The sequence below is a fragment of the Paenibacillus sp. P4_A7 genome, assembly GCF_056402455.1.
In genome coordinates this window covers 1-8305 of sequence record NZ_JBFUHJ010000233.1, presented here as the reverse complement: position 1 = coordinate 8305, position 8305 = coordinate 1, and the positions used below count along the sequence as shown (strand labels likewise).

General features: G+C 37.5%; 8 protein-coding genes. 7 read left to right on the top strand and 1 reads right to left on the bottom strand.

The window, feature by feature from the left end:
- Positions 1-97: 97 nt before the first annotated feature.
- Entirely contained in the window at positions 98-706 is a 609-nt protein-coding gene (locus AC1DWN_RS21780; protein ID WP_477560999.1) for a zinc dependent phospholipase C family protein, read from the bottom strand.
- A 118-nt stretch (positions 707-824) separates the two neighbouring features.
- On the opposite strand from AC1DWN_RS21780, the gene AC1DWN_RS21775 reads away from it, so the two are divergent.
- The 7 genes from AC1DWN_RS21775 to AC1DWN_RS21745 form a co-directional block, all read left to right on the top strand.
- Positions 825-1310: a GNAT family N-acetyltransferase gene (locus tag AC1DWN_RS21775; RefSeq protein ID WP_477560998.1), complete on the top strand. Its 486-nt coding sequence runs from the start codon at positions 825-827 to the stop codon at positions 1308-1310.
- Between the two features lie 244 nt (positions 1311-1554).
- A complete protein-coding gene (locus AC1DWN_RS21770; protein ID WP_477560997.1) occupies positions 1555-1992 on the top strand; it encodes a VOC family protein in 438 nt (145 codons plus the stop codon).
- Between the two features lie 8 nt (positions 1993-2000).
- Positions 2001-2558 (top strand): YdeI/OmpD-associated family protein, encoded by a 558-nt coding sequence (locus tag AC1DWN_RS21765; RefSeq protein ID WP_477560996.1) that lies wholly within the window; start codon positions 2001-2003, stop codon positions 2556-2558.
- Positions 2559-2584: 26 nt separating this feature from the next.
- Positions 2585-3469, top strand: a complete 885-nt coding sequence (locus tag AC1DWN_RS21760) for an alpha/beta fold hydrolase (RefSeq protein WP_477560995.1) — start codon at positions 2585-2587, stop codon at positions 3467-3469.
- Between the two features lie 29 nt (positions 3470-3498).
- Positions 3499-3828 carry a chaperone CsaA gene (gene csaA, locus AC1DWN_RS21755; RefSeq protein ID WP_477560994.1) on the top strand — a complete coding sequence of 110 codons (330 nt, stop codon included), beginning with the start codon at positions 3499-3501 and terminating at the stop codon, positions 3826-3828.
- Between the two features lie 298 nt (positions 3829-4126).
- Positions 4127-6877, top strand: a complete 2751-nt coding sequence (locus AC1DWN_RS21750) for a sensor histidine kinase (RefSeq protein ID WP_477560993.1) — start codon at positions 4127-4129, stop codon at positions 6875-6877.
- 13 nt (positions 6878-6890) lie between these two features.
- Positions 6891-8305 (top strand): response regulator (locus AC1DWN_RS21745; protein ID WP_477560992.1); only part of this gene is annotated, 1415 nt, incomplete at its 3' end.

Below are 8305 nucleotides of genomic sequence, written 5' to 3'. Positions count from 1 at the left end.
GGCGGAAAAGATGATATTATGGGATGGCATTTCGGATATAGGGCTCATAGCAGAGATCGACAAAAAATTAATCGAGTTTGTTTAAATTGAAATGTAATTAAGTAAGTATCGGTTTTATATGCAAAATCCCCAAATCAACTGATGGCTCTATATAACCCACTATCTGATCAAATGTAAATATATTAAGTTTTTCATTGATGACTTCCTTTTCGTACTCMATATCGCCTAATACAAAAGGTATGAATTCTTCAACATCTTTGGTCTTAACCTCTTGCAAATCAAAGATTGTTGGAAGATAACTGAGCATTCTCTTAAATTCATCTTTATAATCATAGTATTCTAATAACTTCCCATTCAGTAACCGGAAATCATTATGGTATAAATTAATTATTTCTTTATTAGCTTCCATTCTGTTTTTCAACCAAGGTAGATTTAAGCCTTTCAGCCATATATCATCCGCGATTATATGTGTAAAATATCCCAAAATATAATGACTCTCTGCTTGCGAACTATATTTATGTAAAAACTCGTAATAATCAATGTATCTTGTATAATCTTGTACTTCACCTGCAAAGAAATGTGATAAGTCTTTGGGTGAAACTGCATCTGGAGCAATGCTGCCAAATAAAAATGATGTTCTATCTTCGATTGACAGACATTCTGCAATCCTATTAGCAATAACCAAATGCATAATTCTTGGACCCATATTTTTCCTCACCCTTCAATACGTATTGGTAAATTTTGATAATTTAATTTTATCATAGGTAACTACTTTCTAGGTAAAGAATTGTTATAAATAAGTACGCTCTTGAATTAGTAGGGGGATGTTTATAAAATTATCAGGAAAAGGCTTGAATATACTATTAGTTAATGAGAGTTTACACGAATTGACTAATCCCAATTTTAAATTTCCTGAAATAGAGACAGATAGATTAAAACTTTCTATTCTAACGCTAGACGATTCCGACGCTGTATTTAAGCATTTCTCGGATGAAAATGTCACAAGATATATGGATATAAATCCTTGTAAAGATATTAACGAAGCTGAAGAAATAATTAGATTTCATATTGACGATACGGGCTGCCGCCGAGGAATATTTGGTAAAAATAATTCCCAATTCATTGGAACGTGCGGTTTTCATTGCTGGATTCAAGGAGAACTATCAAGAGCCGAGATTGGTTTTGATCTAGCTAAAGAACACTGGGGAAAGGGATTTATGCAAGAAGCATTGAACCCTGTAATGGAATTTGCATTCAAAAATATGAATTTAGACGTTATCGGTCGAAGCTACTGTGGCACCAGAAAATGATAGATCGATTAAATTACTTGAGAAACTTAATTTCGAAAAGGAACCCGAATTGAGAGATCAGCTATTATATTTTTACTTGAGTCGAGAACGTTGGGAACATAATTAGCATTTAATCGAAATCACAGCATTTTTTTTAAAGGCCCGGTTTAAAGAAAAAAAGAAACACAGACATACAGGTGTCAGTAATGGTTGCTTATAATAGCAATTAAGAACCGATAATAATTATTTTAGGAGGAAATTGAATATGAGTGAAATGCAAACATTACGTGGATTTGCGACCATCAGTTACTGGGCGGATGATATGGAAGCGGCAAAAGCGTGGTACTCAGAGCTCCTTGGCATTACTCCTTACTTCGAACGCTCAGGACCAGATGGTCAACTAGTCTATGCCGAGTTTCGCCTTGGGGACTACCAGCACGAACTGGGGCTGATCGATCGTCGTTTCGCTCCTGCACATGCAACGGCTGGCCCCGGTGGCGCCGTCATGTATTGGCATGTTGATGATATAGAAGCCACACTTAAGAATTTGAAATCCATGAGAGCAGAAGAGTACGAACCACTCATACACCGTGGTGAGTCGGGATTCATCACGGCTTCTGTCATCGATCCATTTGGAAATCTGCTGGGGATTATGTACAATCCGCACTATTTGGAAATATTGAATTCCAAAATTAAGGAGTGACCGAAGTAATGGTAATAGATAAAATAGTCCAAGCTCACACACGACAAGAGTGGCGAGAGTGGCTTAGTGACCATCACAGTACTGAAGATTATTGCTGGGTATTAATAAATAAAGATCATCAAGTAAGTTACTTGGATTTTGTTGAAGAAGCCCTTTGTTTTGGTTGGATTGATAGCACCAAAAAGAAATTCGATGATACTCAAACGGGACAACGATTTTCACCCAGGAGAAAAAGTAGTAACTGGACAGAGCTAAATAAAGAACGAGTCCGACGGTTAGATAAACTTGGCTTGATGAGAGAAGCAGGAAGAAATGTGTTGCCTGATATGAGTGCCGAATCTTTTATAATTCATGCAGCTATCTTGGAGGAATTGTGTAAGGATGAAGTGCTTTATCACAATTTTGAAGCCTTACCTGAACTGTATGTTAGAATCAAGATCGACAATATCCAGTCCGTGCAGAACGATGAAAAGTTGTATAATAATCGATTGACAAAGTTTATTGAACAAACCCGTATAAATAAAATGTATGGACAATGGAATGATGATGGTCGTCTCTTAGAGTAGAATCTCTATTCCATAGGAGGAGTTAAATGCAAGAGAATGTTTCGAAAATTAATGGAGTATTGCTCTGGCATACAACTCAAGGTCAGGGTATCCCATTAGTACTTTTACATGGAGGTCCGGGAGCTTACGATTATCTAGAACCTGTAGATGACTTGCTAAATGATCGTTATCAGGTAATCCGATATGAGCAGCGAGGAAGCTGGAGGTCTGAGAAGAAAGGACCTTACGATGTTGAGACATTTATTGAAGATTTGGAACATCTAAGGGTTCATTTAGGATTGGACAGCTGGATTGTTTGTGGACATTCTTGGGGTGCATCATTAGCATTAGCATATGYCATCAAATATAGTCCAAGCGTTAAGGCATTGATCTATGTGTCGGGAACGGGAGTTAATCCCGCCTGGCACAATGAATACCGGGCAAATAGACTCCTTAATATGAGTGATGAAAATAGAGAAGAATACATTTATTTACGCTCAATAATAAGGACATTAAGTGATGAAGTTGAACATAGACGGACGAAAGACCGAATACGTGAGCTCAGTTTGAGAGCAGATTTATATAATCAGGATAAGTATGGAATGCTTCCGCGAGTGGATGGACTATTTGTAAACAATGAGGTCAATCAAAAAGTTGGTTCCGATTGTAACGATTATACGGAAAATATAGATTTCGCAGAAGCAATTTCTAACTATACAGGCCCATCGCTATTAATCCATGGTGAAGTAGACCCTCGGCCATATAAATACTCAAAGGAGCTTGCGAATATATTACCTAACAGCGAATTCAAGTTGATTCCTAAAGCCGGACATTACCCATGGCTAGACAATCAGACTGCTTTAGGAGACATAATACATGATTTTCTATCCCGAAGAGTAAGCAAGGATAAAGATAATAGTTCGTTTAATTAACGTAACTGTAAAAAATGGAGGCAGCAAACGTGGTTACAATTGAGGATTTTATGAAGTTAGATATCCGTGTAGGTACAGTCATTAAAGCAGAGCCGTTTCCGGAAGCTCGAAAACCGGCCATAAAATTAGAAATCGATTTTGGTGAGTTTGGTGTTAAACGCTCATCTGCCCAGATTACACAAAGATATGAATCGGAAGAGCTGGTTGGACGTCAAGTAATCGCAGTAATAAATTTTCCTGTCAGACGAATCGCAGGCTTTAAATCGGAGGTATTAGTAATCGGCGGTACTCTAGCAGAAGATGATGTAGTTCTTTTAAAACCAGATGAACCTGTTAAAAACGGTACACCAATTGCATGATGTGAAATAACACTTAATGAAGAAGGACCTCAAGGCGTAAACCGCCTTGAGGTCTCTTTTGCTTGAGAGGCAAAGATGTTAAATTTATTTATTATATAATCATATGAAAAGGCAGCTAATATTTTTATTGGCTGCCTTTTCCCGCTAAAGGGCAGGCACGCTTAAATGAACAACTGAACGAACAACTAGGAAGAAATAGGGGATCATATCTAAAGTTTACCTATTACATTTTTTGCTGTAAGATCAGCATATTAGATCGTTTAATAATTTCAGGAAATCTACTAGAGGTGATACTTAATTGGGGAGTTCAATTTTTAACAAACTGTTCTATACCTCATTAATCATGATCGTCAGCTTTTCTATTGTGATGGGTATCATTTCATACAGTATTTCTTCCCGAATTCTTATTGAAGAGACCGAAAGTTATTTGATTAATGAATTAAAACAGATCGATAAAAGCTTAATGACGATAGTAGAGGATGTTAATCAATCCGCTGGAATTTTGCAAGACAATATGTCAATAAGCCATGTGTTCGATAGTTCAAAGAAAACATCATTCCAGCGTTATCTGGATGCATCTGAAGTCGAGAATTGGTTAAAAATATCCATATCAAACAATGATGCAATTCAGGGGATGACTGTTCTATCTGAATTTCAAGACTTTTCCTCGGGCTCGAGATTGGGATTATTAACTTATGAAGATCTTAAGCAGCTCCCTGTCTATGAAGATAAGCTGGAGAAATTGCAGGACGACCAATATGCTTTGCTTAGGGCTGAGGAGTTRCTGCCTAAAGGGAAGCCTGCAGCAGGAAACTTGATTATTTTAGCTAAAAAAATATCATCCTATGAAGTTAGCGATATTATTGTTCTCTGTTATGTATCAACCATTTCATTTGCGGATAATCCTACTGATGGACTTGTCTACACGATAGATCCGGACAATGAGGTGTCATGGAGCGCTACTTCCTCAAAATTGGAAAACCCTTATCCAAAAGTAAATTTAAGTGTAGAAGGTAGAGCAGAAGGTAGCTATACTACTGGCAGTACTCTTCTTATCTATATGAAATCAAGCTTCTCAAATTGGTATTTAATCAATGCGGTCTCGGAAAAAAACATCGTAAAATCATTAGATAATATATTATGGTTCATTATTTTTTCTATAAGCATAATGATTGTTATTTGTGCGATAACCGCCCTCATTGCATCGAGAGGATTAACTCATCGCATTAGGCGTATGAAGAATGCTTTGCATTTAAAGGGGATGGACGTCCGATCGCCGTTATTTGGTTTTGATCATAAAAGCAATCGTTCGAGAGTCAGATGGTTGGACTCCTTGAAGTTTAGCAATAAATTATTTTTATTTTATATGTGTGTTGTCATTGTACCGATGATCGTACTTAGTTTTCTGTTGTATCAGAGAACAGTGGACACGTTGGAAAGCCAACTGGAACAATCCTTTCGCCAGCCTCTTGTTCAAGCCGCATCCAGTATAAATATGTTGATGAACAGACATACTCGCAACGCCAAATACATGATAACTAATTCTAATGTTCAACAACTGTTTGCATCCTCTGTCCCAGAACAGACAACTGATTATTTGAAAAGAACAAAAGTAATTTCAGACGAGATTATGAACAAGACAACCTATAAAGCTGGGTTAAACAGTGTTGAAATATTTGATATGAACCGAAATCCACTATACTCCTCTTCAAATATTATAGAGAGCGATGTTTGGAGTACAACTGACTTGAATCTGAATATGGCTTGGGTGGATACGCATACCGATGCATTTCAGAATAATGTGCTTTCCTTAATTCATGAAATTAAAGGGAATATATTATTTACGGATGGATTTGCATTACCAATCGGATACTTAAAATTGAATATTAATGAAACACTACTAAGCCAAATCTACAAAGACATAAGAATTAGCGACAAAGGCATTATTTATATTCAGAATAGGGATGGAATCATCCTCTCTTCAAATGATACGCAATTGATTAATACTCATGTTGATCAAATTCCGCTCTTGACCTCCGGTGATAAAGTGTTCGTCAGTGCAACAAATCTGACGTATAACAATTGGAGTATCCATGCAATAGTCCCTGCTAGTGAGCTTCTTAGTTCGAAATATGATTTGATCATCTATAATTTGGTTGTCGTCTCCATGATGACGCTTGTGTTAATCATCGTATGTATGCAGAGATCTAGAGCCTTCCTTAGACCGATTGAATCACTTATGCAAGTTATTCGAAGTGTGAAAAACTTTGAGCTTGATGCTCGGTTTCAGGAACATAGTGGGGATGAAATCGAAATTCTTGGACGTAGTTTTAACGGGATGCTGGATCGTCTGCAAGGTCTTATTGAAGAGATAACAATATCTAAGAACCGAGAGCAGGAACTGGAAACGAAGAAGAGGGAAGCAGAGTTAAACGCACTGCAATCGCAAATAAATCCTCATTTTTTATATAACACCTTCGAATCGATTAATTGGCTAATTATACAGAACGAAAATGATAAAGCGGTTACAATGATGACATCATTAGCAGATTTGTTTCGGATCGGGATTAATAGGGGTCATAATATAGTCAGCCTGAACGAGGAGCTTCAACATGCGGAAGCCTATATTACCATTCAAAAAATTCGCTACAATGAAAAGCTTAATGTCATCTGGAATATCGAATTGGATGCTAGACGATACAATACAATGAAACTGGTGTTGCAGCCGATTATCGAAAATGCTATCTATCACGGAATTGAGCTGATGGAAGATGCAGGGACGATCGAAATTAAAGGGTTCATTGAGGAAAATAGGTTGCACTTACAAATCATTGACAACGGGCTTGGCATTCAGACTGAAAGACTTACGGAGCTGCGGGAGCTCTTCAGTAATTGGTATCATGAACCATCACGCAGCATTGGGTTGTTAAATGTGAATGAACGGATTAAATTACTGTTCGGTGACGAATACGGCTTGAGAATAACGAGTAAAGTCAACGAAGGAACTATTGTGACGGTTGTATTGCCGATTGTTCAGATAGATATTTAAGGAGGATAACCTCGTGAATAAGCTCTTTATAGTTGAAGATGAAGCCATTATACGCAGAGGATTAGTAAATAGTATCCAATGGGGGGATTGGGGGTTTACAGTTTGTGGTGAGGCCATTAATGGTAAAGCTGCATTAGACTATATTCTTCATAATGATGTGGATGTCATTATGACGGATGTACGAATGCCTGTCATGGACGGACTTGAACTATCTCGACTTGTCAAAGCTGCAAAGCCTGAAGTAAAGATCGTTGTACTCACTGGCTTCAGTGATTTCGAATATGCTAGGCAATCACTTGAGCACGGGGTATTCCAATATATTCTCAAGCCCTTAAAGCGAGATAAGCTAGCAGAGGTCTTTATTCAATTAAAAAATATACTCGATAAGGAACATCAAGAACAAAGGGAGAAAGCAGCATTGCTCGAAAAAGTAGCTGAAGGCCATATCGTAGTATTGCAGAAGCAGTTAAGCGATTGGGTTCATGGACGTTATGGTAATGAATTGACAAATGCTCTAATAAGGGAATCAAAACCATGGGATACATTGAAGCCAGGTTATTATTTATGTGTCTTAGTAGATATTGATAACTTGGATAGCTTTGATAGCAGTTTTGTAAGCCTTTTCAAAAATAGTGCTTGGTCCACAATAAAGAATGTTGCTTCAGAATTATTTAATCAAACTGATGTTGGTTTTGTGGTTCTGAGTGGGGTTGATGATGTTGGACGGTTCACTCTTCTTCTAAATATCGGAGAGGATGAATTTAGTGAAAAATCGGAAACAGTAATGAAGAATAAGGTAGCTAATGCTCTGGAATTATTACTTGAATTGTGTTCGAATACATGGGATGGAGCTTTGTTTTCAGCAGGAATCGGAGGGTGGGTTAGGGAGGTTGAATCTGTACCTGAATCCTTTCAGCAAGCTGGCGAGGCTTTAGAACATCGATTCTATACGGGTGCTGCTTCGATTAATACTTTTCATGACATACCGAATTTATTGACATTAACCCAACAGCAATTTCAGCAAATCAAGCATGCAGAGAAAAAACTATTAAACTACATTTCGACAGGGAGCGGAGATATTGGTTTAATATACGAAGAAATGTTTGCTGGGATTGTGCAGGAGCAAAGGATCCACTCCAAGACGATAAAAAATACGGTCGCCCAAACACTATATTCGGTGTGTGGCTATTTGACAGAGCACAGTAATGATATGGAACTAAATRTCATGGATAATATATCAATGACGGGGCTTACTGATCTAGAGCATGTTCTTACCTATGCTAAGCTGAGATTAAAAGAAATAAGAGACGAGATAGATAATACTGACCCTACTTCGGGTCGTAATCTGGTTCGACATGCTCTGGATTATGTGAACGTAAATTATAGGAATGATTTCTCTTTGACGGAATTAGCAGCTCATTTGTATGT

Bases quoted from the DNA above. Each gene is read 5' to 3' on its own strand.
- AC1DWN_RS21775 (WP_477560998.1), top strand. From the start codon at position 825: ATGTTTATAAAATTATCAGGAAAAGGCTTGAATATACTATTAGTTAAT.
- AC1DWN_RS21765 (WP_477560996.1), top strand. From the start codon at position 2,001: ATGGTAATAGATAAAATAGTCCAAGCTCACACACGACAAGAGTGGCGA.
- AC1DWN_RS21770 (WP_477560997.1), top strand. From the start codon at position 1,555: ATGAGTGAAATGCAAACATTACGTGGATTTGCGACCATCAGTTACTGG.